Origin of the sequence: Microbulbifer variabilis ATCC 700307 (assembly GCF_000380565.1) — a bacterium.
In the GTDB taxonomy this organism is placed as follows: Bacteria; Pseudomonadota; Gammaproteobacteria; order Pseudomonadales; family Cellvibrionaceae; genus Microbulbifer; species Microbulbifer variabilis.
This window is the reverse complement of the sequence record NZ_AQYJ01000019.1, coordinates 1-21,642: the sequence shown is the minus strand read 5'-3', so window position 1 is coordinate 21,642 and position 21,642 is coordinate 1. Positions and strand designations below refer to the sequence as shown.

The 21,642-nt window shown below is 51.6% G+C and carries 36 protein-coding genes; 5 read left to right on the top strand and 31 right to left on the bottom strand.

Annotation, left to right across the window (positions count from 1 at the left end; translation table 11 throughout):
* Window positions 1-5: 5 nt before the first annotated feature.
* The 4 genes from pxpA (at window position 6) to G367_RS0101985 (ending at window position 4,353) form a co-directional block, all read left to right on the top strand.
* Entirely contained in the window at window positions 6-755 is a 750-nt protein-coding gene (gene pxpA / locus G367_RS0102000; RefSeq protein ID WP_020411415.1) for a 5-oxoprolinase subunit PxpA, read from the top strand.
* Entirely contained in the window at window positions 752-1,516 is a 765-nt protein-coding gene (pxpB, locus tag G367_RS22895; protein ID WP_020411414.1) for a 5-oxoprolinase subunit PxpB, read from the top strand. The genes pxpA and pxpB overlap by 4 nt, the downstream gene beginning before the upstream one ends.
* Window positions 1,513-2,490: a 5-oxoprolinase subunit C family protein gene (locus tag G367_RS0101990; protein WP_020411413.1), complete on the top strand. Its 978-nt coding sequence runs from the start codon at window positions 1,513-1,515 to the stop codon at window positions 2,488-2,490. The genes pxpB and G367_RS0101990 overlap by 4 nt, the downstream gene beginning before the upstream one ends.
* A gap of 408 nt (window positions 2,491-2,898) precedes the next feature.
* Window positions 2,899-4,353 (top strand): pectin acetylesterase-family hydrolase, encoded by a 1,455-nt coding sequence (locus tag G367_RS0101985; RefSeq protein WP_020411412.1) that lies wholly within the window; start codon window positions 2,899-2,901, stop codon window positions 4,351-4,353.
* Window positions 4,354-4,410: 57 nt separating this feature from the next.
* On the opposite strand, the gene G367_RS24825 is transcribed toward G367_RS0101985, so the two are convergent.
* The 30 genes from G367_RS24825 to rpsJ form a co-directional block, all read right to left on the bottom strand.
* Complete coding sequence (locus tag G367_RS24825) at window positions 4,411-5,046, bottom strand: hypothetical protein (RefSeq protein ID WP_020411411.1); 636 nt, start codon at window positions 5,044-5,046, stop codon at window positions 4,411-4,413.
* A gap of 165 nt (window positions 5,047-5,211) precedes the next feature.
* Window positions 5,212-5,466, bottom strand: coding sequence for a YeaC family protein (locus G367_RS0101975; RefSeq protein WP_020411410.1), 255 nt, complete (start codon window positions 5,464-5,466; stop codon window positions 5,212-5,214).
* A 74-nt stretch (window positions 5,467-5,540) separates the two neighbouring features.
* Window positions 5,541-5,927 (bottom strand): 50S ribosomal protein L17, encoded by a 387-nt coding sequence (rplQ, locus tag G367_RS0101970; protein WP_020411409.1) that lies wholly within the window; start codon window positions 5,925-5,927, stop codon window positions 5,541-5,543.
* 123 nt (window positions 5,928-6,050) lie between these two features.
* Window positions 6,051-7,055, bottom strand: coding sequence for a DNA-directed RNA polymerase subunit alpha (locus G367_RS0101965; protein ID WP_026304886.1), 1,005 nt, complete (start codon window positions 7,053-7,055; stop codon window positions 6,051-6,053).
* A gap of 44 nt (window positions 7,056-7,099) precedes the next feature.
* Window positions 7,100-7,720 (bottom strand): 30S ribosomal protein S4, encoded by a 621-nt coding sequence (rpsD, locus tag G367_RS0101960; RefSeq protein ID WP_020411407.1) that lies wholly within the window; start codon window positions 7,718-7,720, stop codon window positions 7,100-7,102.
* A 15-nt stretch (window positions 7,721-7,735) separates the two neighbouring features.
* Window positions 7,736-8,125 carry a 30S ribosomal protein S11 gene (gene rpsK / locus G367_RS0101955; protein ID WP_020411406.1) on the bottom strand — a complete coding sequence of 130 codons (390 nt, stop codon included), beginning with the start codon at window positions 8,123-8,125 and terminating at the stop codon, window positions 7,736-7,738.
* An 87-nt stretch (window positions 8,126-8,212) separates the two neighbouring features.
* Window positions 8,213-8,569, bottom strand: coding sequence for a 30S ribosomal protein S13 (gene rpsM, locus G367_RS0101950; protein ID WP_020411405.1), 357 nt, complete (start codon window positions 8,567-8,569; stop codon window positions 8,213-8,215).
* A gap of 341 nt (window positions 8,570-8,910) precedes the next feature.
* The gene (gene rpmJ, locus G367_RS25535) at window positions 8,911-9,027 is read right to left on the bottom strand and encodes a 50S ribosomal protein L36 (protein ID WP_010133825.1); all 117 of its coding nucleotides are present in this window, start codon (window positions 9,025-9,027) and stop codon (window positions 8,911-8,913) included.
* A gap of 41 nt (window positions 9,028-9,068) precedes the next feature.
* The gene (gene secY / locus G367_RS0101945) at window positions 9,069-10,415 is read right to left on the bottom strand and encodes a preprotein translocase subunit SecY (RefSeq protein ID WP_020411404.1); all 1,347 of its coding nucleotides are present in this window, start codon (window positions 10,413-10,415) and stop codon (window positions 9,069-9,071) included.
* An 11-nt stretch (window positions 10,416-10,426) separates the two neighbouring features.
* Window positions 10,427-10,861, bottom strand: coding sequence for a 50S ribosomal protein L15 (rplO, locus tag G367_RS0101940; RefSeq protein ID WP_020411403.1), 435 nt, complete (start codon window positions 10,859-10,861; stop codon window positions 10,427-10,429).
* Window position 10,862: 1 nt separating this feature from the next.
* Window positions 10,863-11,048, bottom strand: a complete 186-nt coding sequence (rpmD, locus tag G367_RS0101935; RefSeq protein WP_020411402.1) for a 50S ribosomal protein L30 — start codon at window positions 11,046-11,048, stop codon at window positions 10,863-10,865.
* Between the two features lie 38 nt (window positions 11,049-11,086).
* A complete protein-coding gene (rpsE, locus tag G367_RS0101930; RefSeq protein ID WP_020411401.1) occupies window positions 11,087-11,593 on the bottom strand; it encodes a 30S ribosomal protein S5 in 507 nt (168 codons plus the stop codon).
* Window positions 11,594-11,603: 10 nt separating this feature from the next.
* A complete protein-coding gene (gene rplR, locus G367_RS0101925; RefSeq protein WP_020411400.1) occupies window positions 11,604-11,954 on the bottom strand; it encodes a 50S ribosomal protein L18 in 351 nt (116 codons plus the stop codon).
* A 13-nt stretch (window positions 11,955-11,967) separates the two neighbouring features.
* Window positions 11,968-12,501 (bottom strand): 50S ribosomal protein L6, encoded by a 534-nt coding sequence (rplF, locus tag G367_RS0101920; RefSeq protein WP_020411399.1) that lies wholly within the window; start codon window positions 12,499-12,501, stop codon window positions 11,968-11,970.
* Window positions 12,502-12,514: 13 nt separating this feature from the next.
* Window positions 12,515-12,907, bottom strand: a complete 393-nt coding sequence (gene rpsH, locus G367_RS0101915; RefSeq protein WP_020411398.1) for a 30S ribosomal protein S8 — start codon at window positions 12,905-12,907, stop codon at window positions 12,515-12,517.
* A 40-nt stretch (window positions 12,908-12,947) separates the two neighbouring features.
* Window positions 12,948-13,253 carry a 30S ribosomal protein S14 gene (rpsN, locus tag G367_RS0101910; RefSeq protein ID WP_020411397.1) on the bottom strand — a complete coding sequence of 102 codons (306 nt, stop codon included), beginning with the start codon at window positions 13,251-13,253 and terminating at the stop codon, window positions 12,948-12,950.
* A gap of 9 nt (window positions 13,254-13,262) precedes the next feature.
* On the bottom strand, window positions 13,263-13,802 hold the full coding sequence (gene rplE / locus G367_RS0101905; RefSeq protein ID WP_020411396.1) for a 50S ribosomal protein L5: 540 nt from the start codon (window positions 13,800-13,802) through the stop codon (window positions 13,263-13,265).
* A 31-nt stretch (window positions 13,803-13,833) separates the two neighbouring features.
* Entirely contained in the window at window positions 13,834-14,145 is a 312-nt protein-coding gene (gene rplX / locus G367_RS0101900) for a 50S ribosomal protein L24 (RefSeq protein ID WP_020411395.1), read from the bottom strand.
* A 20-nt stretch (window positions 14,146-14,165) separates the two neighbouring features.
* A complete protein-coding gene (rplN, locus tag G367_RS0101895; RefSeq protein WP_020411394.1) occupies window positions 14,166-14,534 on the bottom strand; it encodes a 50S ribosomal protein L14 in 369 nt (122 codons plus the stop codon).
* 46 nt (window positions 14,535-14,580) lie between these two features.
* A complete protein-coding gene (gene rpsQ, locus G367_RS0101890; protein ID WP_020411393.1) occupies window positions 14,581-14,844 on the bottom strand; it encodes a 30S ribosomal protein S17 in 264 nt (87 codons plus the stop codon).
* Window positions 14,845-14,846: 2 nt separating this feature from the next.
* Complete coding sequence (gene rpmC, locus G367_RS0101885; RefSeq protein WP_020411392.1) at window positions 14,847-15,038, bottom strand: 50S ribosomal protein L29; 192 nt, start codon at window positions 15,036-15,038, stop codon at window positions 14,847-14,849.
* On the bottom strand, window positions 15,038-15,451 hold the full coding sequence (rplP, locus tag G367_RS0101880; RefSeq protein WP_020411391.1) for a 50S ribosomal protein L16: 414 nt from the start codon (window positions 15,449-15,451) through the stop codon (window positions 15,038-15,040). The genes rpmC and rplP overlap by 1 nt, the downstream gene beginning before the upstream one ends.
* Before the next feature lie 11 nt (window positions 15,452-15,462).
* Window positions 15,463-16,143, bottom strand: coding sequence for a 30S ribosomal protein S3 (gene rpsC / locus G367_RS0101875; RefSeq protein ID WP_020411390.1), 681 nt, complete (start codon window positions 16,141-16,143; stop codon window positions 15,463-15,465).
* A gap of 19 nt (window positions 16,144-16,162) precedes the next feature.
* A complete protein-coding gene (gene rplV, locus G367_RS0101870) occupies window positions 16,163-16,495 on the bottom strand; it encodes a 50S ribosomal protein L22 (RefSeq protein WP_020411389.1) in 333 nt (110 codons plus the stop codon).
* A gap of 15 nt (window positions 16,496-16,510) precedes the next feature.
* The gene (gene rpsS / locus G367_RS0101865) at window positions 16,511-16,789 is read right to left on the bottom strand and encodes a 30S ribosomal protein S19 (RefSeq protein WP_020411388.1); all 279 of its coding nucleotides are present in this window, start codon (window positions 16,787-16,789) and stop codon (window positions 16,511-16,513) included.
* 37 nt (window positions 16,790-16,826) lie between these two features.
* On the bottom strand, window positions 16,827-17,651 hold the full coding sequence (rplB, locus tag G367_RS0101860) for a 50S ribosomal protein L2 (protein WP_020411387.1): 825 nt from the start codon (window positions 17,649-17,651) through the stop codon (window positions 16,827-16,829).
* Window positions 17,652-17,665: 14 nt separating this feature from the next.
* Window positions 17,666-17,962, bottom strand: a complete 297-nt coding sequence (gene rplW, locus G367_RS0101855; protein WP_020411386.1) for a 50S ribosomal protein L23 — start codon at window positions 17,960-17,962, stop codon at window positions 17,666-17,668.
* Entirely contained in the window at window positions 17,959-18,573 is a 615-nt protein-coding gene (rplD, locus tag G367_RS0101850; RefSeq protein WP_020411385.1) for a 50S ribosomal protein L4, read from the bottom strand. Before rplD ends, rplW begins: the two co-directional genes overlap by 4 nt.
* Before the next feature lie 18 nt (window positions 18,574-18,591).
* Window positions 18,592-19,227 carry a 50S ribosomal protein L3 gene (gene rplC / locus G367_RS0101845; RefSeq protein WP_020411384.1) on the bottom strand — a complete coding sequence of 212 codons (636 nt, stop codon included), beginning with the start codon at window positions 19,225-19,227 and terminating at the stop codon, window positions 18,592-18,594.
* A 110-nt stretch (window positions 19,228-19,337) separates the two neighbouring features.
* Window positions 19,338-19,649, bottom strand: a complete 312-nt coding sequence (gene rpsJ, locus G367_RS0101840; RefSeq protein WP_010133849.1) for a 30S ribosomal protein S10 — start codon at window positions 19,647-19,649, stop codon at window positions 19,338-19,340.
* 142 nt (window positions 19,650-19,791) lie between these two features.
* Here rpsJ and G367_RS22885 point away from each other — a divergent pair, with 142 nt between their 5' ends.
* Window positions 19,792-20,301, top strand: a complete 510-nt coding sequence (locus tag G367_RS22885) for an aminoacyl-tRNA deacylase (protein WP_020411383.1) — start codon at window positions 19,792-19,794, stop codon at window positions 20,299-20,301.
* Between the two features lie 147 nt (window positions 20,302-20,448).
* Here the strand turns inward: G367_RS22885 and tuf are convergent, their stop codons facing one another.
* Window positions 20,449-21,642: an elongation factor Tu gene (gene tuf / locus G367_RS0101830; RefSeq protein ID WP_020411101.1), complete on the bottom strand. Its 1,194-nt coding sequence runs from the start codon at window positions 21,640-21,642 to the stop codon at window positions 20,449-20,451.

The following is a 21,642-nucleotide window of genomic DNA, read 5'->3' as shown; positions in this document are numbered from 1 at the left end:
GCATTGTGCATATTGATATCAACTGCGATCTAGGTGAAGGTGTTGATCTAGCCAGCTGTGAAAAGGATGCTCAACTTATGCCCTTTATCTCCCGCTGTAATATCGCCTGTGGCGCGCACGCGGGAAGCCTAGAGATAATGCGCCTCTCCGTTATCAATGCAAGAAAACACCAGTTACAAGTTGGCGCACACCCCAGCTACCCTGATAGGGAAAATTTTGGGCGCAAATCAATAAAAATTTCCATCAATCAGTTGCTCGACTCTTTATACGAGCAACTTGAACTATTGCAAGGCCTTACTCAGGAAGTAGGAGCGCATCTCGATCATATTAAACTGCACGGAGCTCTATATAACGATGCAGAAGCAGATATAGTGCTAGCACGAAAAATTACCTCCTTACTCAATGAAGAATATCCCTCTCTGAAAATTATCGGCTTAGCCAATGGCGCAATGGAAGTTATAGCCAAGGAGAAAGGCCGCATATTTTATCGAGAGGGCTTTATGGATCGGCAATATTTAACTCCAGATAAACTGGCGCCTCGCTCCCTGCCAGGTTCCGTACTGAGTAACGTAGATTTATGCCTTGAGCGGGCTGTTGCGCTAGCTAAGGGAAAGAAATTTGCAAGTTATCATGGCACACCCCTTAAATTTTCTGTCGATACAATATGTTTACATGGGGACAACCCCCAGGCGGTTAATATTGCACAGAGGCTGATCAACCATCTACACCATCATGGGCTGAGTATCGGCTCGTGATATCTACCCAAGAAAAGCCGCGTTTCCTAAAACTCGAGTTTGACATCATTGCAAATGGGGATTGCGCGCTGGATATTCGCTTTTCAGCTGAACCCAGTGAACTCCTTAGTCGATATATAATTGGATTGCGACAGTACATTCTCAAGCAGGACGACCTAAAAGTTATCGATCTGATTCCCGCTTACCAGTGCCTGACTATTACTTTTGATCCACTTTTATATCTTGACGAATCGCTTTCACGGGAAGTGAAAACTCTGACCAAAAAATTCTTAAAGGCCACGAACTCCCACTTCCTGGAAAGAGAACCCTGCGTAATCCGCATTCCAGTATGCTATGAAAATTCTTTTGCCCCAGACATGCTTACTGTGAGCGAATACACAGGCCTAACACCTGAAGAAATTATTGAGCTACATAGCACTTCCGTTTATTTAGTGCATATGCTGGGTTTTTCTCCCGGTTTTTTATATTTGGGTGGACTGGACCCCAAGCTACATTGCCCGCGAAAAGAAGCGCCGCGCTTACACATTCCCGCAGGTGCCGTTGGTATCGGTGGCGGCCAGACTGGGATCTACCCACAGGCCACACCAGGTGGTTGGCAAATTATTGGGCAAACGCCTATCAAACTCTTCCAGCCTTACAATACATCCCCCTTTATTGCCCAGCCCTTGGATACCATCGAATTCTACTCTATCAGTGAGTCAGAATTTAATGACATAGCACCGCAAGTACAGTGTAAATACTCTAAGGAAAGCTATCCATGAGCATGCACTTTATCCGGGCAGGGTTACAAACTAGCATCCAGGACTATGGCCGTCCCGGCCTAATGCACTATGGCATTCCCATTGGGGGGGCCGCAGATCCTCTCTCTATGAAACTCGCAAACATGTTACTGGGCAACCCATTAAATAACCCTGTGCTGGAAATTACCTTGACCGGTCCCCTTATTGAGTTCACTTGTGATGTCTCAATAGCCATTACCGGAGCGCAATTCAAAACATCTTTAAATAACAGGGCCATTGAGTATTACAGGGTTATCCAGGTAAAACGTGGAGATATTCTGAATTTTTCTAAACTTATCAGCGGTATGCGTGCTTATATAGGTATTTCTGCAAAGATATCGACCCCTATGATTTTAGGCAGTACTGCAACCCATTTAATCAGTGGTTTTGGCGGACATCATGATAGAGCCATTGAAAATGGTGATAGAATTGGCTTCGTAGATACTTGGACAGCTAGGCCTGCAAAACTAAAACGTGAACTTCAACCCAATTATAAATTACGCCCCCTAATAAGGGTGGTACATGGCCCGGAAGCTGGTAGTTTTAGCCAGGAAATCATGGAAAAGTTCAGCGGGACCTCTTTTCAGGTATCCGCTCAGAGTAACCGTATGGGGATACGCCTATCTCCCTCAATTAATCCTAGTCGTGAAGCTCTTACTGAAACTTCAGGGAAAATGATCTCGTCCGGTCTATATCCGGGGAGCATCCAAATTCCCGAGAATGGTGAACCCATCATTTCTTTTATAGAGGGACAAACTATCGGTGGTTATCCCCGGCTGGCCCATGTCATCCGGGCAGACCTCCACAGATTGGGTCAACTAAACGCATTAGATAAAATTAGTTTTCAGGTAATTACCTTGGAAAACGCGAGAATAATTCTACGCGAAAAGCAGAAAAGTTTGGAAAAACTACAAAGGGAGATTGCTACAGAAACCAGGGATTTACTTACTCTCTGAAAGTATTTTTTCTTATTTAGAATTCCGAACTAAGAGCATAGAGCAAACAATATTCTCACTCCTTACATACCTCTTTATTTTGAAAACCAAAGCTTGTCACTTCTAGCATCACCGGTTTCAATAGAAACACATCTTACCCAAAATCAAAAAATTTCAAACATTAATAAAATATCTTCAATAAATCCGCCTGGACCAAGCAGTCCTTAATGACCAATAAGTTTTTATACGGCTCCTGCTAGACCAGAAGATCAATATTAACTAACCTCTTTGGGTTTTACCGAAGCAGCGATTTGGACGAGTGTTCTAATTGACTTGCAGGAGTAGAGGCCACAACCGACCTCTATACTTAGCGCCCCCAATTCGACCTGGTCCAGAGAGAATATATCAACTACCTCAAGGGGATTAATAATGATAAGAATTCTCCGTGGTTTTATTACGGCACTGATTGCCAGCTCATTTCTAATCACCTCCTATGCTCAAGCAGAGCCCGGAGATTACAATTTTTGGACAACTTTAAAACATTTATTTAATCCACCCAGTGCTAATGCTCCTGTAACTACCGAGCAGGCCCAAGGGATGTATCCATTAACAATAGATGATCCCAGCTTTAACGATGACTTCGATCCCAGCGATTTCAACACCTGGCAAAAAATCGACGTTCCTGCCAACACAGGCGCCATGTGCGGCAACGGCTCCCCCTATAAATTCTTCGTATACCGAGTGCCCGATACCAGCAACACCGTTTTCTATTTTGAGGGTGGCGGTGCATGCTGGGATTATGAGAGCTGTTCAGGGCAGGCGGGCATTCGCGGGGCACGTAACCCCAATGGCATTCCTGACGACTATCTCAGCAACATAAATTTATTAGATTTCAGTAATCTAGATAACCTGACGACTGCCGGCGTATCCCCCTTAATCTACACCCACCATCCCTATAACCAATACAAGACTGGTGAATGGAATTTAGTATATGTTCCCTATTGTACCGGTGATATTTATGTTGGCGATAAAACAGAGATTTATGAAGATTCCAGCGGTCAAAATCCAGATTTAATTTGGCACCACAATGGATTACGTAATGTCCAGGCTGTCACTTCGTGGGTAAAAAATAATTTACAGAAGCCTAAACAAATGCTGACTGCTGGATGCAGCGCTGGAAGTGTAGGGGCTCTGTTAAATTATACAAAACTTCGCGAGGATATGGATGTCGACTATGGTTATTTAATTGATGACTCCGGCCCGCTTTATAAAGCACCTTTAGATAGTGATAACAGCACCGAGTACCCATCGTTACCGTTACATAACGAAGTTCTTCACTCCTGGACCACTTACACAACTGACGGGGACCCCAATGAAGAGAACCCAATTAATGCGATAAAATCCTTTACTCCTGGGTTTGATAGCAATCAGCTGGCTTCGATATACAGTGCATTATCAAATAAATTTCCCACAGATCGCCTTGGTATCACGCACTTCCTGGCTGACGGTAATTTTTCTTCATACTCCTATGAGCGCTTCTACGAAGATATTTACAATGATCCAGATGCCAACTCTCGCTTAAATAAACTGCGCCAACGCTGGCAAAAGGACACCCATGAGAATCTAATCCCTCTCTTGGACCAAACCAGTAATTGGGGCTACTACTTCCCGATGTTCCGTAATCTTAACGAGAGCCATTGCACTACCATTATCGACTTGCACTATGGTGAGATTGCAGAACATGGACTGGAGTTAAAAGATTTTCTCAACAACATTGTGAACCATAACGGTGGGGGTATGATTCGCGCCTACGAAACGGATAAAGTTTCAGACTTTGAAAACAATAGTAATTGGTTTTACGACCTGATCGGCCTGTTCATGTAGGTAAAGCCTGAAAGAAAGCAGTGCTGTTAGTTTATTACTAGCGGCACTGCTATCTAATTAGGAGCCGTAAACAGTTTCCCGTGCTTCTTGCAGGCGTTTACGAAGGTACTCATGTTTGCTCATTCCATCTGGGAAGGAGGTCATTTGCTGCACTTCTTCAACAATAGACCTTTCAAGATCTTTATATGTTGAGAAGCCAGGCACCTCTGTATGGGGATCATAGTGACTAATAACTGATTGGGCCTGCTCACGGTAGATATTAAACAGCTCTTCCGCGCGCTGCTTGAACTCAGCTTCGTTGATACTATTTTTTTCCAGCCAGGCGAGCTTTAAGGACAGCGCCTCGTAACCGGTAACTCGCTTTTCACTTTCCACTTGTTCTATCGTATCCCAGGCCTCCTCACTGGATAGGTTTCCAAGATTTGCAAAATAGTTCTGCAAAGCCTTCTTCGCCTTTTCCTGGTCCAGGTAAGCTTTCACACGGGGGTGGTCCAATAACTCCTCCACTTCCGCATTTTCCAGCTGTGACCACGGTATACGCTCAGCAATATCCTTCGCTAACTCACTATTTTCGGTTAAAGGAGTTATAAATTGCCGAACTTTGGCAACACCGGCCTGCACGTCAATATCGTAGTGATCAATGCCAACAACTGCTAGAGTTACTGCGCCGGCAAGCAATATCAGTTTTTTCATAATCAGTTACCGAGCAAATTGGAAATTTTGTATTTCTATGTCGGTAACTATATAAGCAGAGAAAGCTGAAGTGATGAATGGAAAGGGCGTCCCAGATGTAGATATTTGCGCCAATATCTCTAAAGCCTGCTGAAAACAAAAACCATGATCTCAATCTGTGCGATATTAAACCCAGTTCAATGGCTGCTCATCATCCTTTTTGCCCGCACAAGGTTCTTCTGAGGCCTTCGGAGTTACATAGCCTACCTGCTGCTCCTTAGGCAGGTTCCGTGCCTCCCAGTTGGCTACAGCCTCTCCACAAAGCCTACGCTGCTCTGGGGTAATAACAACACCATTAGGCCATTTACCCAACTCAATAGCACGCCTCAGGCTCGCTACAATGTGGGGGTTCAAGTTACTCAGTAATTGTTCAAAAGACATACAAACCCTTCTAAACGCATAAAAAAGGCCGGTCTATGACCGGCCTTCCGTAGCACTATGGCTAGTTGGCAAGCTTACGCTTCCGCAGCTTCGTCTTCAACCTGAGGACGATCTACCAGCTCAACATAAGCCATTGGTGCTTTGTCACCAGCGCGGAACCCACACTTCAGGATACGAATATATCCACCAGGACGGGCTTCGTAACGAGGACCCAACTCGTCGAACAACTTGCGCACAGCATCCTTGTCACGGATACGAGCGAAAGCCAGACGGCGGTTGGCAACACTGTCTTTCTTAGCCAGAGTGATCAGCGGCTCGGCAACGCGGCGCAGTTCTTTGGCTTTGGCCAGTGTGGTTTTGATCAGTTCGTGCTCCACCAGAGAGGCGCTCATGTTCTTGAACATGGCCTTGCGGTGAGCGCTCGTGCGGCTGAATTTACGGCCACTATAGCGATGACGCATGACTCAATTCCTTACGACCTAAGTTGCTGTCACAGCAGGTCGTTCTGGAGCGGTGTCGCGCTAAGCTGTGGCACCGCTCGGGTTCTTTCTACTAGTCGCGGCACCGCCGCGACTACCAAATGCTTACAGGGGGCTTAACTTGCTGTCGCCTTTCAAGCTGGCCGGCGGCCAGTTTTCCAGGCGCATACCCAGGGATAAACCACGGGAAGCGAGTACGTCCTTGATTTCTGTCAGAGACTTCTTACCAAGGTTCGGCGTCTTCAGCAGCTCAACTTCGGTGCGCTGGATCAGATCACCGATGTAGTAAATGTTTTCTGCTTTCAGACAGTTGGCCGAACGTACGGTCAGCTCCAGGTCGTCTACTGGGCGCAGCAGTACCGGGTCAACTTCGGGCTCTTCAGCTTTCGGTTGCGCATCCTTTTCACCTTCCAGGTCTACAAAAACTGCAAGCTGCTGCTGCAGAATCGTAGCGGCGCGGCGAATTGCCTCTTCCGGGTCCAGGGTACCATTGGTCTCCAGGTCCAGAACCAGCTTGTCCAGGTCAGTGCGCTGCTCTACACGCGCGCTTTCCACACTGTAGGAAACACGACGTACCGGGCTGTATGAAGCATCCAGCTGCAGACGGCCAATCGCGCGGCTTTCCTCTTCCTCGTCACGACGAGCGTCCGCTGGCTGATAGCCACGACCGCGCGCTACGGTGAGACGCAGGTTGAGTTCCACATCACCAGTGATATTGGCGATCACGTGCTCAGGATTCACAATCTCGATATCGTGATCTACCTGGATATCTCCAGCAGTCACTGCACCTGGGCCCTTCTTGCTCAGGCTCAATACCGCCTGATCCTTGCCGTGCATAACAACCGCGATTTCTTTCAGGTTGAGCAGGATTTCAATAACATCTTCCTGCACACCCTCAATCGCGCTGTACTCGTGCTCGACACCGTCGATTTCGACTTCGGTGACGGCGCAGCCCGGCATGGAGGACAGCAGGATGCGACGCAGCGCATTGCCAAGAGTGTGGCCAAAGCCACGCTCCAGGGGCTCCAAAATCACCTTGGCGTGATTCGGATTGTACTCGGTGACGTCAATACGACGCGGTGTCAAAAACTCGTTGACAGCAGTCTGCATAGCCATACCTGTTTACAGTTGCATTCCTTAAAGTGGACTAATTGTTACTTGGAGTACAGTTCCACGATAAGGTTTTCGTTGATCTCTGCCGGCAGATCGACACGATCTGGAGTGCGCTTGAAAGTGCCTTCCAGTTTGCTCGCGTTTACGTCTACCCACTCGACATCGCCACGCTGGGCAGCGAGGGAAACGGAATTCTGGATACGCAGCTGCTTCTTAGCTTTTTCACGTACAGCAACTACATCACCTTCCTTAATTTGGTAAGAAGGAATGTTAACAGTTGTGCCGTTTACCAGAATCGCCTTGTGGGAAACCAGCTGACGCGCTTCAGAGCGCGTTGAGCCGAAGCCCATGCGGTAAACCACGTTGTCCAGGCGTTTTTCCAGAAGTTGCAGCAGGTTCTCACCAGTTGCACCTTTCAGGCGCGCCGCTTCCTTATAGTAGTTACGGAACTGCTTTTCCAGTACGCCATAGATACGGCGAACCTTTTGCTTCTCGCGCAGCTGAATACCGTAATCGGACAGACGACCACGGCCAGCACCATGCTGGCCGGGCTTGGATTCTGCGCGACACTTAGAGTCATGCGGACGAACGCCGCTCTTCAGCTGCAGGTCAGTCCCTTCACGACGGGACAGTTTACATTTTGGTCCAATATAACGTGCCATTTTATCAGCCCCCTCTTACACGCGACGTTTCTTGGGCGGACGACAACCGTTATGCGGGATTGGCGTCACGTCGGTGATGTTGGTGATCTTGTAGCCGCAGTTGTTCAGTGCGCGAACAGCGGATTCGCGACCGGGGCCAGGGCCCTTTACTTCTACGTCGAGGTTTTTCAGGCCGTACTCCTGAGCTGCAGTACCTGCGCGCTCAGCGGCAACCTGGGCTGCAAACGGGGTGCTCTTTCTTGAGCCACGGAAGCCGGATCCACCTGCGGTGGCCCAGCTGAGGGTATTACCCTGGCGATCAGTGATCGTCACGATCGTATTGTTAAACGATGCGTGGATGTGGGCAATACCGTCAACAACGGTCTTTTTGACCTTTTTGCGAACAGTAGTTTTTGGCTTAGCCATACCAGTATCCTAAATCCTGTATCAAATCCCCTCGGTTCACTACCGGGAAGGGGCTTGTTAAACCGCGATATCGCGCCTTAATCAGGCTTACTTGCGAATCGGCTTGCGCGGACCCTTACGGGTGCGAGCATTGGTTTTGGTGCGCTGACCACGCAGCGGAAGGCTGCGGCGGTGACGCAAACCGCGGTAGCATCCCAGGTCCATCAATCGTTTGATGTTCATGGATACTTCACGGCGCAGGTCGCCCTCTACAGTGAGTTTTGCAACTTCACCGCGGATGGTTTCGATCTGCTCTTCAGACAGGTCGCGGATTTTGGTGGATTCAGCGATACCAACCGCTGCCAAAATAGACTTTGACTTAGTGAGACCTACCCCGTAAATGTGGGTCAGGGAGATCACGGCGTGCTTGTGGTCTGGTACATTGACACCAGCAATACGTGCCATAGAGGCGTACTCCACGTATTGGAGCCACTGCTATAAATAAGTATGTGGCTCTACTTTGATTTCGGCGCTGACAGCGACTAAAAAACCGGCGGCGCCACCAAAAAGGCGCGCAAGAATAGCTTTTCAGACACTAATTTGCAATAGCCCACGACCGTTTCGGCCTCCCGAAACGGCTGCGGACGACAGTCAACGCCCCCAATTGGAAGAAGGCTTTACCACCTCCTCCCCACCCCAAAAATTTTGAGGTGTTGCCAATCGATACGGGGCTGTAGCGATCAGCGAATTCTTCCAGCTTTTACGGGGGCGCCCAATGGACGCACCCCGAAGGGGCTGGCCCCTTTTTAGCCTTGACGCTGCTTGTGACGTGGCTCAGCGCTGCAGATTACCCGCAGAACGCCTTTGCGACGTACGATTTTGCAGTTACGGCAGATCTTTTTTACAGAAGCGCGTACTTTCATGACCTTACCTCAATTCAATCAAACTGCGAGCAGGTGACGCACTAGCGACGACCGTAGCTTTGCAGGTTCGCTTTTTTCATCAAGCCTTCGTACTGGTGTGACAGCAGATGCGACTGTACCTGCGCCATAAAGTCCATCACTACGACTACAACGATCAGTAGTGAGGTACCCCCCAGATAGAAGGGAACGTTAAACCCAACTACCAGGAACTGCGGCAGCAGGGATACCAGCGCGATATACACGGCACCTACCAGGGTGAGTCGGGTCAACACGCTATCGATATAGCGGGCTGTCTGCTCACCAGGGCGAATACCTGGCACATAAGCACCGGACTTTTTCAGGTTATCTGCTACTTCATTCGGGTTGAACATCAACGCCGTGTAGAAGAAACAGAAGAAACCGATCAGCAGTGCGAACAAAATAATGTTCAGCGGCTGCCCTGGCCCCAGCTGCAATGCCATCCACTGCAGAATCTGAGCACCAACACCTTCCCCGCCCTGACCAAACCACTGCGCCAGCGTAGCCGGGAACAGCAGGATACTACTGGCGAAGATCACCGGAATAACACCGGCCATATTCACCTTCAGGGGCAGGTGGCTCGCCTGCGCAGCCGGTGCGGCAGAATAGCGACCAGCCTGGCGTCGGGCGTGGTTAATTGTGATTCGACGCTGACCGCGCTCCATCACTACCACAAAGAACACCACCGCAAGAGCAATTACGCCGATGATCAGCAGCATAAGGATATGCAGCTCACCCTGCCGTGCCTGTTCAAACGCCTGACCGATGGCACCGGGCAAACCGGCGACGATACCGGCGAAAATCAGCATGGAAATGCCATTGCCAACACCGCGCTCGGTGATCTGCTCACCGAGCCACATCATAAATACGGCACCGGTCACCAGTGACGTTACCGCCACAAAGTAAAAACCAAACGCAGGCTCAGATGAGTAAGCCAGATTCTGTCCAGCAAGCCCGAAAGTCATACCAATACCCTGAATCAGGGCCAGCACTACCGTGAGGTAGCGAGTATATTGGTTGATCTTGCGCCTTCCGGCCTCCCCTTCCTTCTTCAACGCTTCCAGAGAGGGAGTCACCGCGCTCATCAACTGCATGATGATGGACGCGGAGATGTAGGGCATGATGCCCAGCGCCAGAATACTCATCCTTTCCAGGGCGCCGCCAGAGAACATGTTAAACAGGCCAAGGATGGTCCCCTGGTTCTGGTTAAACAGGTTTGACAGCTTTTCCGGATCAATACCGGGCACCGGAATATGCGTCCCCAGTCGATAAACAAGAATCGCTAGAAACAGAAAACGAAGGCGAGCCCAAAGCTCGCCCAATCCCTTGCTGTTGCCCAGGGGATTTCCACCGGATCCTGGTCGTGCCATTGGCGCCTCGATTAGTCTTCTATTTTACCGCCAGCAGCTTCGATAGCCGCCTTTGCACCTTTGGTCACTCCCAGACCCTTTACGGTAACTGCTTTAGTCAGTTCACCTGAGAGGAACACTTTGGCGCGTTTAATATGGCTGCCGATAATATCGGCATTCTTCAGCGCTGCCAAATCGATTACGTCACTTTCTACCTTGGCCAGCTCAGCCAGACGTACTTCCGCGGTGAAGCGAGAAACACGAGCGGTGAAACCGTACTTAGGCAGACGCTTCTGCAAAGGCATCTGACCGCCTTCGAAGCCTGGACGAACACTACCGCCGGAACGTGCTTTTTGACCTTTGTGGCCACGGCCACCGGTCTTACCCAACCCACTACCTATTCCGCGACCAACGCGCTTTGCGCTGTGCTTGTGGCCTTGTGCGGGAGATAAGTCATTCAAACGCATGTTATTCCCCCTCAACCTTAACCAGGTAGTTTACTTTGTTGATCATGCCGCGCACGGAAGGAGTATCTTCCACTTCCACTGTGTGGCCGATGCGGCGCAGGCCCAGACCCGCAACGCACGCCTGATGGCTTTTCAGGCGTCCGTTGATACTTTTGGTCTGGGTGACTTTAATGGTCTTCTTAGCCATGGTCTTAACCCACCAATAACCTTAAATCTGGACTGTGATTAGCCCAGAATCTCTTCGACTGATTTACCGCGCTTGGCAGCAACATCTTCAGGGCTCTGCATTTGCTCCAGAGCTTTGAAGGTTGCGCGCACTACGTTCACCGGATTGGTGGAACCGTAGCACTTGGCCAATACGTTGTGTACACCAGCCATTTCCAGTACGGAGCGCATAGCACCACCGGCAATTACACCGGTACCCTGGGAAGCGGGCTGCATGTAAACCTTGGAACCACCATGGCGACCATTGGTAGCGTACTGGATGGTATCGCCATTCAGTTCTACCTGGACCATGTTGCGGCGCGCAGCTTCCATCGCCTTCTGAATCGCTACAGGCACTTCACGCGCCTTACCGCGACCGAAACCGACACGGCCATTGCCGTCACCAACGACAGTCAGTGCGGTAAAGGCGAAGATACGACCACCTTTAACAGTCTTGGCAACGCGGTTGACCTGGACCAGCTTCTCCTGCAGGCCTTCGTCGTTGCTTTTGTCTTTCTCTCTAGCCATAACTCAACCCTTAGAATTTCAGACCGGCTTCGCGGGCAGCGTCAGCCAGAGCCTTAACACGGCCGTGGTACTTAAAGCCACTGCGATCAAAGGCAACTGCTTCAACGCCGGCGGCTTTTGCACGCTCAGCGATCAGCTTGCCAACCGCGGTAGCAGCGTCGACGTTACCGGTTTTACCAGCGCGCAGGTCCTTGTCCAGGGTAGAGGCGGAAGCCAATACCGTATTGCCTTCGGCAGACAGGATCTGTGCGTAAATGTGACGTGGAGTGCGGTTCACGGTAAGGCGAACGGCGCCCAGCTCACTGATCTTGGCGCGGGCACGACGTGCACGACGCAAGCGAGATGCTTTCTTAACGTTCATATCTATGCCCTATTTACTTCTTCTTGGCCTCTTTGCGATACACGCGCTCATCGGCATAACGGACACCCTTACCTTTGTAGGGCTCCGGCGGACGGAACGCACGGATCTCAGCGGCCACTTGGCCCAGCAGCTGCTTATTGCTGCTCTTCAGTACGATTTCAGTCTGGGAGGGAGTTTCCGCAGTCACACCTTCCGGCAACTGATAATCGATCGGATGGGAGAAGCCCAGGGTCAGGTTAACCGTTTTACCGGCGGCTTTCGCACGATAACCAACACCCAGCAACTGCAGCTTCTTCTCGAAGCCAGCGCTTACGCCTATCACCATGTTATTAACCAGTGCACGGGTAGTACCCGCCAAGGCCCTGGCTTGCTTGGAGCTATTGCGCGCGGCAAAAGTCAGCTGGCTGTCTGCCTGGCTCACTTCTACTTCACCGTGAATAACCATATCCAAGTTACCGCTACCGCCCTTAACAGCGATGTTCTGACCTTTCAGGTCAACGGTAACACCTGCGGGGATAACTACCGGACTATTTGCTACTCGAGACATTATGACCCCCCGCTTAGAATACGGTGCAGAGCACTTCGCCACCGATACCGGCCTGGCGAGCAGCGCGATCGGTCATTACACCTTTAGAGGTGGAAACGATCGCGATACCCAGACCACCACGTACGGTAGGCAGAGTTTTCTTACCAGTGTAAGAGCGCAGACCCGGACGGGAAACGCGGTCCAGTTCAGCGATAACCGGCTTGCCCTGGAAGTATTTCAGAGCGATAGTCAGTTCAGGCTTAGCGCCCTCGCTTACATTCAAGTCAGTAACGTAACCTTCGTCTTTCAGGACTTTGGCTACAGCCACTTTCAATTTTGATGATGGCAGGGTGACTTCCGCCTTTCCGCGCGCCAGGGCATTGCGGATGCGAGTCAGCATATCTGCCAACGGATCTTGCATACTCATCTTATGAGACTCCTCAAATCTGCCTTAAACCAGCTGGTAATTACCAGCTGGACTTCACGAGGCCAGGAACATCACCACGCATCGCAGCTTCACGAAGCTTGTTACGGCACAGGCCGAACTTGCGGTATACAGCGTGGGGGCGACCAGTAATACGACAGCGGCGTTGCTGACGTACCGGGCTTGCATCGCGCGGCATTTTCTGCAGCTTGAGTTGAGCCTCCCACTGCTCCTCTTCGGAAGCAGTGGAACTGGCGATGATCGCCTTCAGCTCTTGACGCTTCTCGGCGTACTTAGCTGCGGTTCGAGCGCGCTTGTTTTCGCGCGCAATCATGGATTTCTTCGCCATGGAATCCTCTTAACCCTTGAAAGGGAAGTTGAACGCTTTCAGCAGCGCGCGACCTTGATCGTCGTTTGCAGCTGTAGTGGTAATACAAATATCCAGACCGCGGAGCTTGTCTACTTTGTCGTAGTCAATTTCCGGGAAGATGATTTGCTCGGTCACGCCCATAGAGAAGTTACCGCGGCCGTCAAACTGCTTCGGGCTAATGCCACGGAAGTCACGGATACGCGGAATCGCGATGTCAACCAAACGCTCCAGGAACTCATACATGCGCTCACCGCGCAGAGTTACCTTGCAGCCGATCGGCCAACCGTCACGAATCTTAAAGCCCGCAATAGATTTGCGCGCTTTAGTAACGATGGGCTTTTGACCAGTAATTGCTGTCATATCATTAACAGCGTGCTCCAGCACCTTCTTATCACCAATCGCTTCACCAACACCCATGTTGATGGTGATCTTGGTGATGCGCGGCACTGCCATCACATTCTCGAGACCAAGCTCTTCTTTTAGCTTGGCCACGAGGTCCTTAGTGTAGAGCTCTTTAAGCTTTGCCATGATCTACCAACCTGCTTTTGCGTCAAGAGCCTTAGATGGCTTCGCCGCTGGATTTGAAGACGCGAATCTTAGTGCCGTCTTCCAGTACTTTAAAGCCCACCCGGTCAGCCTTCTGGGTGTTGGGGTTGAAGATGGCTACGTTGGAAGCTTGGATCGCAGCTTCTTTTTCAACGATGCCGCCAGCAACGCCCAGCTGGGGATTTGGCTTTTGGTGTTTCTTGATCATCTGTATGCCGGAAACAATCAGGCGACCGTCGTTCAGTACTTTACGTACTGAACCACGCTTGCCTTTGTCGCGACCGGCGATAACGATCACTTCATCGTCACGCTTGATCTTGCGCATAACTCTTCTCCGCTCGAGGCTTAGATAACTTCGGGGGCGAGCGAGATGATCTTCATGAACTTCTCACCGCGCAGTTCGCGAGTTACCGGACCAAAAATACGGGTGCCAACCGGCGCCAATTGCTGGTTCAGCAGTACCGCTGCGTTATCGTCAAACTTAATCAGGGATCCGTCGTTACGGCGTACACCTTTTTTGGTGCGAACCACAACAGCGTTCATTACCTGACCTTTCTTTACTTTACCGCGGGGAATGGCTTCCTTAACGGTTACCTTAATAATGTCGCCCACGCCGGCATAACGACGATGGGAGCCGCCCAGCACCTTGATGCACATGACGCGGCGAGCCCCACTGTTGTCAGCTACTTCTAAGTAGGATTCCGCTTGAATCATTGTCTCTCTCCGAAACCTTTCAATTCGGCAGTCAATGCGCTAGGGGTTATACCTTCGCCGCACGCTCTACAATTTTCTGCAAGGCCCAGGATTTGCTCTTGGACAGCGGACGAGATTCCTCGATGGTTACAACATCACCGATGCTGCAATCATTGTTCTCGTCATGAGCCTTAAGCTTTGTGGACTTGCTCACAATTTTGCCGTAGATCGGGTGCTTAACACGGCGCTCGATCAAAACGGTGATGGTTTTATCCATCTTGTCACTCACGACCTTACCGGTCAGAGTACGCTTCAGTTTTGCTTCAGCCATGATTAGTTACCTGCCTTCTCGGTCAACACAGTCTTAATGCGAGCAATGTCGCGACGAGTCTGCTTCAGCAGATGAGTCTGTGCCAGCTGACCGGTGGATTTTTGCATACGAAGCTTAAATTGAGCTTCGAGCTGGTTCAGCAGTTCCTGGTTCAGCTCTTCAACTGACTTTTCGCGTAGATCTGCAGTCTTCATTACATCACCGAACGCTTAACGAAAGTTGTCTTTACAGGCAGCTTGGCCGCAGCAAGTGCGAAAGCCTCACGAGCCAGCTCTTCGGACACGCCCTCCATTTCATAGAGAACTTTGCCCGGCTGGATCTGAGCCACCCAGTATTCAACGCCACCTTTACCTTTACCCATACGAACTTCGAGGGGCTTGTTGGTAATTGGCTTGTCCGGAAACACGCGAATCCAGATTTTACCGCCACGCTTAACGTGACGAGTCATTGCGCGACGAGCTGCTTCGATCTGGCGCGCAGTAATGCGACCGCGACCGATAGCCTTAAGACCAAACTCGCCAAAGCTCACTTTAGAGCCGCGCTGAGAAAGACCGCGGTTGCGACCCTTCTGTACCTTGCGGAATTTTGTACGCTTTGGTTGCAGCATCTGCGTACCCCTTATTTAGCAGCTTTCTTGCGGGTCTTAGCCGGCTTCTCATCGGGAACTTCGTCACCGATAACTTCGCCTTTAAAGATCCACACCTTGATACCGATGATGCCGTAGGTTGTCATCGCTTCAGCAGTGGCGTAGTCGATGTTAGCGCGCAGGGTGTGCAGGGGCACACGACCTTCGCGGTACCATTCGGTACGTGCGATTTCCGCACCACCGAGACGACCACTCACCTGAATCTTGATACCTTCGGCACCCTGACGCATAGCGTTCTGTACCGCACGCTTCATAGCGCGACGGAACATAACACGGCGTTCCAGCTGCTGGGCAACGTTCTGGCCAACCAGAGCCGCGTCCATATCAGGCTTGCGCACTTCTTCGATATCGATGTGCACAGGTACGCCCATCTGCGCGCTTACTTCGTTGCGCAGACGTTCTACGTCTTCACCTTTTTTACCGATTACGATACCGGGGCGTGCAGTGTGAATAGTCACACGTGCAGTGTTTGCCGGACGTTCGATCTCGATACGGCTCACGGAAGCGTGGGCCAGTTTTTTGCGAATGTATTCGCGAACTTTCAGATCCGTGTACAGCTTGTCTGCGTACTCGTCGCTGCCGGCATACCAAACAGAGGTATGCTTTTTAACGATACCCAGACGAATGCCGGTAGGATGTACTTTTTGTCCCATGGTTTTCTCGCCTGCTCTCTTATTTCTCGGCCACTTTCACAGTGATGTGACAAGTACGCTTAAGAATGCGATCTGCACGACCTTTCGCACGCGGTTTAATGCGCTTCATGGTCATACCTTCGTCCACAAAAATTGTGGAAACTTTCAGCTCGTCAACGTCAGCACCTTCGTTGTGCTCAGCGTTGGCAATGGCCGATTCCAGTACTTTCTTGACAATCGCCGCACCCTTTTTATTGCTAAATGCAAGAATATCCAGGGCTTCTTCAACGCCTTTGCCGCGAACCTGATCAGCTACCAGTCGCGCCTTTTGCGCCGATAGACGTGCGCCGCGTAATTTTGCTGCTACTTCCATCTTTTTAACCTCGGCTTAGCGCTTCTTCGCTTTCTTGTCCGCAGCATGACCGCGGTAAGTGCGGGTAGCAGCGAACTCGCCCAGTTTGTGGCCAACCATTTCTTCGTTAACCAAAACGGGCACGTGTTGACGACCGTTGTGTACGGCAATCGTCAGTCCAACCATTTCCGGCATAATCATGGAACGGCGGGACCAGGTTTTAATCGGTCGACGATCGTTTGCTTCAATCGCCGCCTCCACCTTCTTGATCAAATGCAGATCAATAAAGGGACCTTTCTTTAATGAGCGTGGCACTGTCGATTCCTCTCTAGCTGCTCAGACATCGCGCGGCTTACTTGCCGCGACGACGTACTATCATCTTATCGGTGCGCTTGTTCTTGCGCGTTTTCTTACCCTTGGTCGGAACGCCCCACGGAGTAACAGGGTGACGGCCACCGGAGGTACGACCTTCACCACCACCGTGCGGGTGATCTACCGGGTTCATCGCCACACCGCGAACGGTAGGACGAACACCACGCCAGCGTGCAGCACCGGCTTTACCCAGCTTGCGCAGGCTGTGCTCGGAGTTGCTCACTTCACCCAGGGTTGCGCGGCACTCAGCGAGAACCTTACGCATTTCGCCGGAACGCAGACGAATAGTCGCGTACTGGCCTTCACGAGCTACCAGCTGTACAGAGGCACCTGCAGAGCGGGCTAACTGAGCGCCTTTACCAGGCTTCAGCTCAATGCCGTGAATTACAGAACCTACCGGAACGTTGCGCAGAGGCAGAGTGTTACCCACAGCAATCGGTGCGGCATCGCCGGACTGAATGGTGGCACCAGCCTTCAGGCCTTTCGGTGCAATGATGTAACGACGCTCACCATCTGCATAACACACCAGAGCGATGTGCGCGCTGCGATTGGGATCGTACTCCAGGCGCTCAACTTTAGCCGGAATACCGTCTTTGTTGCGCTTGAAGTCGATAACGCGGTAGTGCTGCTTGTGACCACCGCCGATGTGGCGAGTGGTAATACGACCATTGTTGTTACGGCCACCGCTTTTGCTTTTACTCTCCAGCAGAGGAGCGTAAGGAGCACCTTTGTGCAGGTCGGGGTTAACAACCTTAACCAGGTGACGACGGCCGGCGGAGGTCGGTTTTGTTTTTACAATTGCCATTGTAACAGTCCCCTTTACTCAGCAGCTTCAAAGTTGATGTCGCTGCCTTCAGCCAGGCGAACGTAGGCTTTTTTCCAGTCGCTGCGACGGCCCATGCCGTGGCGAGTGCGCTTGGTTTTACCTTTTACGTTCACGGTGCGAACCTGCTCAACGGAAACGTTAAACAGTTTCTCTACCGCAGCCTTGATTTCTGCTTTCTCAGCATCGGTGGAAACCTTGAAAACCACCTGGTTGGCACTATCGGCCAGCACAGCAGCTTTTTCGGAAATTACCGGGCCCAGCAGTACTTTGTAGAGTCGCTCTTGGTTCATCCCAGCACCTCTTCAATTTTCTTGAGCGCAGAAACGGTAACCACGACCTTATCAAAGCGAATCAGGCTTACGGGATCGATCGCCTGTACATCGCGGACGTCGATCTTGTGCAAGTTGCGAGCGGCCAGGTAGAGGTTTTCGCTAACCTCTTCAGTCACGATCAGCGCGTCGGACAGGTCAAATTGAGCCAGTTTGCTTACCAGCTGCTTGGTCTTGGGTGCATCCACGTCGAAGGACTCAACCACTACCAGGCGCTCCTGACGAGCCAGCTCAGACAGAATGCAACGCAGTGCAGCGCGGTACATTTTCTTGTTCAGCTTAACGCTGTGATCGCGCGGATCAGCGGCGAAAGTTACGCCACCGGAACGCCACAGCGGGCTGCGGATAGTACCGGCACGTGCACGGCCAGTACCTTTTTGGCGCCATGGCTTCTTGCCACCACCAGAAACGTCGGAACGATTCTTCTGCGCCTTGGTACCCTGACGAGCGCCGGCCATATAGGCCACTACTGCCTGGTGCACCAGATCTTGGTTGAACTCACGCCCGAAAGTCACTTCAGAGACAGCTACTGTGCCTTTAGCGCCTTCGGGAGTAGCGATATTCAGTTCCATATCTATTTCCCCTCAGACTTAGGCTTTAACTGCCGGACGAACGATAACATTGCCACCGGGTGCACCGGGAACAGCGCCTTTAACCAACAGCAGGTTGCGTTCGGCATCGACACGAACCACTTCCAGGTTTTGCACGGTTACGCGCTCAGCACCCATATGGCCAGCCATCTTCTTGCCTTTCCATACGCGGCCAGGAGTCTGACACTGACCGATAGAACCGGGTGCGCGGTGAGACAGGGAGTTACCGTGGGTTGCGTCCTGGGTGCGGAAATTCCAACGCTTAACGCCGCCCTGGAAGCCTTTACCTTTGGAAGTGCCGGTTACGTCGATCATCTGGCCAGCTTCGAAGCTGGAGACAGTGATTTCAGAACCGATTTCGAAAGTCTCTTCAGAACCGTCAGTGCGCAGTTCGAAAAGATTAGTGCCAGCCTCTACATTGGCTTTGGCGAAGTGGCCCGCTTCGGGCTTGGAGACACGGGAAGCTTTGCGGTTACCCACTGCTACTTGAACAGCGGTATAGCCATCAGTTTCCTGAGTTTTCACCTGGGTGACGCGATTCGGAGCAACCTCAACAACGGTTACCGGAATGGATACGCCATCTTCAGTGAAGATGCGAGTCATGCCGCTCTTGCGGCCGACAATACCTATAGTCATCTTTATTAACCTCTCAGTGCACGGGGCTTTAACCCACTGCGGCCGCCCAGTTTCAGAGCGTTACACTACCCGGACCGTTTTCGCCCGGGATTCGGTAGTTAGTAAAAGTGTTAGCCGAGACTAATTTGGACCTCAACACCGGCCGCCAGATCGAGCTTCATCAGCGCGTCGACGGTTTTCTCGGTAGGCTCAACGATGTCCAGCAAACGCTTGTGAGTACGGATTTCGTACTGGTCGCGAGCGTCTTTATTAACGTGCGGAGAAATCAGTACGGTGTACTTCTCTTTGCGAGTCGGCAGCGGGATAGGACCGCGAACTTGTGCGCCAGTGCGCTTAGCCGTCTCTACGATCTCCTGAGTGGACGCGTCGATCAGCTTGTGATCGAAGGCCTTCAGGCGAATACGGATACGTTGACCCTGCATGGAATCAAACTCCAACTTATGAACTAAAGAACGTCCTCTTCCGCAGCCCCGAGGGCGGGCGAAAAGGAGCGCGAATTCTACGGGGAGCGCGGGAGGCTGTCAACTGTACAGCCTGCGCAAATTTCAATCTGCGCAAACTACAATGAAGTACCTAAAGTGGAACGAGGGTACAGAAATGACTATTGCCGCAAAATTGAGTCAATACCTCAATGACCAGTCGGTCGACTACCACCTGGTTCAACACCCACACACACGAACCAGCCGCGAAAGCGCACACGCAGCCCATGTCAGAGAGGACCAGGTAGCCAAGGCGATTATGCTGCAGGACAATGACGGCTATGTAATGGTGGTGATACCCGCCAGTAGCAGCCTGGATATGCGTGCCGTACATATGGAAACCGGTCGTAACGGCCTGGAAATGGTTGCGGAGAATGAACTCGGCTCAATCTTCCCGGATTGTGAATTGGGCGCCCTCCCCCCAATTGGCCAGGCGTATGGCATCACCACCCTGCTGGACAGCAGCCTCAGCCACCAGGAGACCATTTATTTCGAGGCCGGTGACCACGAAGAACTTGTGGAAATGGACGGACCACAATTCACCAAGCTCTTTATCAGCAGCCACACAGCCGACCTGAGCAAGGATTGGCCGTAAATTACCACCCGACCAACCAGGCCGCTGGCCAACCGTAATTAAGGGTGCTTTCAATTATGTCGCCAACCCTTAACTCCAAATCTCTATTCCGGGCATAAAAAAAGCCGCAGCGTTTCCGCCGCGGCTTTTTCAGATCACGAGTAACGATTACTCGATGATCTTAGCAACAACGCCCGCACCTACGGTACGACCACCTTCGCGAATAGCGAAACGCAGGCCGTCTTCCATGGCGATCGGAGCGATCAGGGTAACAACCATTTGAATGTTGTCGCCCGGCATTACCATTTCAGTACCTTCCGGCAGCTCTACCGCACCAGTTACGTCGGTAGTACGGAAGTAGAACTGAGGACGGTAGCCTTTAAAGAACGGGGTGTGACGACCACCTTCGTCCTTGGACAGTACGTACACTTCCGCTTCGAACTTGGTGTGCGGAGTGATAGAACCAGGCTTAGCCAGTACCTGACCACGCTCCACTTCGTCACGCTTGGTGCCGCGCAGCAGCGCGCCGATGTTCTCACCTGCACGACCTTCGTCGAGCAGCTTGCGGAACATCTCAACACCAGTACAGGTGGTAGTGGTGGTCTCTTTGATACCAACGATTTCGATCTCGTCGCCAGTGTGGATTACACCGCGCTCTACACGACCGGTTACCACGGTACCACGGCCGGAGATGGAGAATACGTCTTCGATCGGCATCAGGAACGGCAGGTCTACAGCGCGCTCCGGCTCAGGAATGTACTCGTCCAGGGTTTCAACCAGCTTCTTAACAGCGGTGGTACCCATTTCGTTGTCGTCTTCGCCGTTCAGGGCCATCAGAGCAGAACCAACGATGATCGGAGTGTCGTCACCCGGGAACTCGTACTGGTCCAGAAGTTCGCGAACTTCCATCTCTACCAGCTCGAGCAGCTCTTCGTCGTCTACCATGTCCGCTTTGTTCAGGAACACAACGATGTAAGGTACACCTACCTGACGGGAAAGCAGGATGTGCTCACGAGTCTGCGGCATGGGGCCGTCAGCTGCGGAACATACCAGGATAGCGCCGTCCATCTGAGCAGCACCGGTGATCATGTTCTTAACGTAGTCGGCGTGTCCCGGGCAGTCTACGTGCGCGTAGTGGCGAGTCGGGGACTCGTACTCAACGTGAGAGGTAGCGATGGTGATACCGCGCTCACGCTCTTCCGGTGCATTGTCGATACCGTCGAAAGCTACAGCGTCACCGCCCCATACTTCCGCACATACGCGGGTCAGAGCAGCGGTCAGGGTGGTTTTACCGTGGTCAACGTGACCGATGGTGCCCACGTTCACGTGGGGCTTGGAACGTTCAAACTTTTCTTTTGCCAT

Excerpts from the sequence above, each read along its gene's own strand:
- G367_RS0101965 (WP_026304886.1), bottom strand. The coding sequence starts at position 7,055 with ATGCAGACTGCTGTCAACGAGTTTTTGACACCGCGTCGTATTGACGTC.
- rpsN (WP_020411397.1), bottom strand. The coding sequence starts at position 13,253 with ATGGCGAAGAAATCCATGATTGCGCGCGAAAACAAGCGCGCTCGAACC.
- rpmC (WP_020411392.1), bottom strand. The coding sequence starts at position 15,038 with ATGAAGACTGCAGATCTACGCGAAAAGTCAGTTGAAGAGCTGAACCAG.
- rpsD (WP_020411407.1), bottom strand. The coding sequence starts at position 7,720 with ATGGCACGTTATATTGGACCAAAATGTAAACTGTCCCGTCGTGAAGGG.
- rpsH (WP_020411398.1), bottom strand. The coding sequence starts at position 12,907 with ATGAGTATGCAAGATCCGTTGGCAGATATGCTGACTCGCATCCGCAAT.
- rplB (WP_020411387.1), bottom strand. The coding sequence starts at position 17,651 with ATGGCAATTGTAAAAACAAAACCGACCTCCGCCGGCCGTCGTCACCTG.
- rplF (WP_020411399.1), bottom strand. The coding sequence starts at position 12,501 with ATGTCTCGAGTAGCAAATAGTCCGGTAGTTATCCCCGCAGGTGTTACC.
- rpsE (WP_020411401.1), bottom strand. The coding sequence starts at position 11,593 with ATGGCTAGAGAGAAAGACAAAAGCAACGACGAAGGCCTGCAGGAGAAG.
- rpsQ (WP_020411393.1), bottom strand. The coding sequence starts at position 14,844 with ATGGCTGAAGCAAAACTGAAGCGTACTCTGACCGGTAAGGTCGTGAGT.
- rpsC (WP_020411390.1), bottom strand. The coding sequence starts at position 16,143 with ATGGGACAAAAAGTACATCCTACCGGCATTCGTCTGGGTATCGTTAAA.
- rpsM (WP_020411405.1), bottom strand. The coding sequence starts at position 8,569 with ATGGCACGTATTGCTGGTGTCAATGTACCAGACCACAAGCACGCCGTG.
- rplN (WP_020411394.1), bottom strand. The coding sequence starts at position 14,534 with ATGATTCAAGCGGAATCCTACTTAGAAGTAGCTGACAACAGTGGGGCT.
- rpmD (WP_020411402.1), bottom strand. The coding sequence starts at position 11,048 with ATGGCTAAGAAGACCATTAAAGTCACCCAGACCAAAAGTATCAACGGA.
- G367_RS0101975 (WP_020411410.1), bottom strand. The coding sequence starts at position 5,466 with ATGTCTTTTGAACAATTACTGAGTAACTTGAACCCCCACATTGTAGCG.
- rplQ (WP_020411409.1), bottom strand. The coding sequence starts at position 5,927 with ATGCGTCATCGCTATAGTGGCCGTAAATTCAGCCGCACGAGCGCTCAC.
- rplO (WP_020411403.1), bottom strand. The coding sequence starts at position 10,861 with ATGCGTTTGAATGACTTATCTCCCGCACAAGGCCACAAGCACAGCGCA.
- G367_RS24825 (WP_020411411.1), bottom strand. The coding sequence starts at position 5,046 with ATGAAAAAACTGATATTGCTTGCCGGCGCAGTAACTCTAGCAGTTGTT.
- rplV (WP_020411389.1), bottom strand. The coding sequence starts at position 16,495 with ATGGAAGTAGCAGCAAAATTACGCGGCGCACGTCTATCGGCGCAAAAG.
- rplC (WP_020411384.1), bottom strand. The coding sequence starts at position 19,227 with ATGACTATAGGTATTGTCGGCCGCAAGAGCGGCATGACTCGCATCTTC.
- rpsJ (WP_010133849.1), bottom strand. The coding sequence starts at position 19,649 with ATGCAGGGTCAACGTATCCGTATTCGCCTGAAGGCCTTCGATCACAAG.
- tuf (WP_020411101.1), bottom strand. The coding sequence starts at position 21,642 with ATGGCAAAAGAAAAGTTTGAACGTTCCAAGCCCCACGTGAACGTGGGC.
- secY (WP_020411404.1), bottom strand. The coding sequence starts at position 10,415 with ATGGCACGACCAGGATCCGGTGGAAATCCCCTGGGCAACAGCAAGGGA.
- rplW (WP_020411386.1), bottom strand. The coding sequence starts at position 17,962 with ATGAACCAAGAGCGACTCTACAAAGTACTGCTGGGCCCGGTAATTTCC.
- G367_RS0101985 (WP_020411412.1), top strand. The coding sequence starts at position 2,899 with ATGATAAGAATTCTCCGTGGTTTTATTACGGCACTGATTGCCAGCTCA.
- rplR (WP_020411400.1), bottom strand. The coding sequence starts at position 11,954 with ATGAACGTTAAGAAAGCATCTCGCTTGCGTCGTGCACGTCGTGCCCGC.
- rplP (WP_020411391.1), bottom strand. The coding sequence starts at position 15,451 with ATGCTGCAACCAAAGCGTACAAAATTCCGCAAGGTACAGAAGGGTCGC.
- G367_RS0101990 (WP_020411413.1), top strand. The coding sequence starts at position 1,513 with ATGAGCATGCACTTTATCCGGGCAGGGTTACAAACTAGCATCCAGGAC.
- G367_RS22885 (WP_020411383.1), top strand. The coding sequence starts at position 19,792 with ATGAAGTACCTAAAGTGGAACGAGGGTACAGAAATGACTATTGCCGCA.
- rplX (WP_020411395.1), bottom strand. The coding sequence starts at position 14,145 with ATGCGCAAGATCAAGCGTGACGATGAAGTGATCGTTATCGCCGGTCGC.
- rplD (WP_020411385.1), bottom strand. The coding sequence starts at position 18,573 with ATGGAACTGAATATCGCTACTCCCGAAGGCGCTAAAGGCACAGTAGCT.
- rpsK (WP_020411406.1), bottom strand. The coding sequence starts at position 8,125 with ATGGCTAAGCCAAAAACTACTGTTCGCAAAAAGGTCAAAAAGACCGTT.
- rplE (WP_020411396.1), bottom strand. The coding sequence starts at position 13,802 with ATGGCAAAGCTTAAAGAGCTCTACACTAAGGACCTCGTGGCCAAGCTA.
- rpmJ (WP_010133825.1), bottom strand. The coding sequence starts at position 9,027 with ATGAAAGTACGCGCTTCTGTAAAAAAGATCTGCCGTAACTGCAAAATC.